Origin of the sequence: Paracoccus versutus, from assembly GCF_000763885.1 — a bacterium.
Lineage (GTDB): Bacteria > Pseudomonadota > Alphaproteobacteria > Rhodobacterales > Rhodobacteraceae > Paracoccus > Paracoccus versutus.
Genome location: NZ_JRKO01000146.1, coordinates 1 through 2,180 on the forward strand (window position 1 = coordinate 1; position 2,180 = coordinate 2,180).

The following is a 2,180-nucleotide window of genomic DNA, read 5'->3' on the forward strand; positions in this document are numbered from 1 at the left end:
CGGACGGTCGTCCGTTGAAGTCTGCGCTTGCGCGGAGTTCGCGTCGTGCGCGTCGGCGGGCGTTCCTGCTGGTGCTGCCGCTCCTGCTGTTCATCCTGATCACCTTCGTGGTGCCGATCGGGCAGATGCTGCAGCGCTCGGTCAAGAACGACGGCTTCTCGGCCAACATGCCGCAGCTCTCGGCCTGGTTCCACGACAACCCCCGCGGCACCGAACCCGACGATGCCGCCTGGGCGGCGCTGGCCGCCGACCTGACCGCCGCCGCCCAGGCGCGCACCGTCGGCGTCGTCGGCACCCGCATCAACTACGACATGCCGGGCACGCGCTCGCTGTTCACCTCGGCCGGGCGCCAGGCCCGCGGCGGCATCGAGCCGCCCTATCGCGAGGCCATCCTCGAGATGGACGCGAAATGGGGCGATCCCAGGCTGTGGTCGGTGATGCGCGAGGCCTCCTCGCCCTATACCAGCAACTTCTACCTGGCGGCGGTCGACCGCACCCGCGACGACCAGGGCGAGGTGGTTGCCGCCCCGGCGCAGCAGCAGATCTATGTCAAGCTGTTCATGCGCACCTTCTGGCTGTCGCTGGTCATCACCTTCACCACCTTCCTTCTGGGCTTTCCGGTCGCGCACCTGCTGGCGACGCTGCCGATGCGGCAGTCGAACCTGTTGATGATCCTGGTGCTGCTGCCGTTCTGGACCTCGCTGCTGGTCAGGACCACGGCCTGGATCGTGCTGTTGCAGCAGCAGGGCGTGGTCAACGACGTGCTGGTCTGGCTGGGGGTGATCGGCAACACCCAGCGGCTGCAGATGATCTTCAACCAGACCGGCACGATCATCGCCATGACCCATATCCTGCTGCCCTTCATGATCCTGCCGCTCTATTCGGTGATGCGCACGATCAATCCCAGCTATGTGCGCGCCGCGCGCAGCCTGGGGGCGACCAGCTGGACCGCCTTCCGCCGGATCTATTTCCCGCAGACCCTGCCGGGGCTGGGGGCGGGGGCGCTTCTGGTGTTCATCCTGGCGGTGGGCTACTACATCACCCCCGCGCTGGTCGGCGGCTCGTCGGGGCAGCTGATCTCGAACATGATCGCGATGCACATGACGCAGACGCTGAACTGGTCCATGGCGGCCGCGCTGGCGGCGCTGCTTCTGGGCGGGGTCCTGATCCTCTACTGGGTCTATGACCGGCTGGTCGGCATCGACAACCTGAAACTGGGGTAATCGCCATGGCGCTTCCGACTTACGCATCGCCCTTGGAGAAGGTCTGGCACTACGCCTATCTGGTGATCTGCGGCGCGATCTTCTTCTTCCTGATCGCGCCCATCGTGGTGGTGATCCCGCTGAGCTTCAACGCCGAGCCCTATTTCACCTTCACCGACCGGATGCTGTCCTTCGACCCCGAGGGCTATTCGCTGCGCTGGTACGACAGCCTGCTGACCTTCGGCATGGCGCGGCCGGACGCGCCGCGCGACCTGAGCTGGTGGGCGGATGCCTGGCAGAACGCGAAATGGGTGAATGCGGCGAAAAGCTCGATCATCATCGGCTTTTTCTCGACCATCCTGGCCACGGTGCTGGGCACGCTGGCGGCGCTGGGTCTGTCGCGGCCCGAGATGCCCTGGCGCCGGGCGATCATGGCCATGCTGATCTCGCCGATGATCGTGCCGATCATCATCACCGCGACGGGGATGTTCTTCTTCTACTCGAACCCCTGCGAGCCGCTGAGCTGGATCGGGCTGAACCCGGAATGCGGCCGGCTGGCGGGCACCTACCTGGGGGTGATCCTGGCCCATGCCACGCTGGGCATTCCCTTCGTCATCATCACGGTGACGGCGACGCTGATCGGCTTTGACCAGTCGCTGAACCGGGCGGCGGCGAGCCTGGGGGCGAACCCGCGCACGACCTTCTTCCGCATCACCATGCCCTTGATCCTGCCCGGCGTGATCTCGGGGGCGCTGTTTGCCTTCGTGACCTCCTTTGACGAGGTGGTGGCGGTGCTGTTCATCGCCGGGCCGGACCAGCAGACCATCCCGCGGCAGATGTGGAACGGCATCCGCGAGCAGATCTCGCCCGCCATCCTCGCCGTCGCCACGCTGCTGGTCATCTTCTCCATCGCGCTGCTCACCACCGTCGAGCTGCTCCGCAGGCGCTCGGAACGGCTCAGGGGCCTGACCCCAAGGT

General features: G+C 66.2%; 2 protein-coding genes. Both read left to right on the forward strand.

Going from position 1 to position 2,180, the window contains the following annotated elements; all coding sequences use genetic code 11:
* On the forward strand, positions 1–1,223 hold a 1,223-nt coding region (locus IT40_RS26300; protein ID WP_036761449.1), incomplete at its 5' end, for an ABC transporter permease.
* 5 nt (positions 1,224–1,228) lie between these two features.
* Positions 1,229–2,180: ABC transporter permease (locus IT40_RS26305; protein ID WP_072461588.1), on the forward strand; the 952-nt coding region annotated here is incomplete at its 3' end.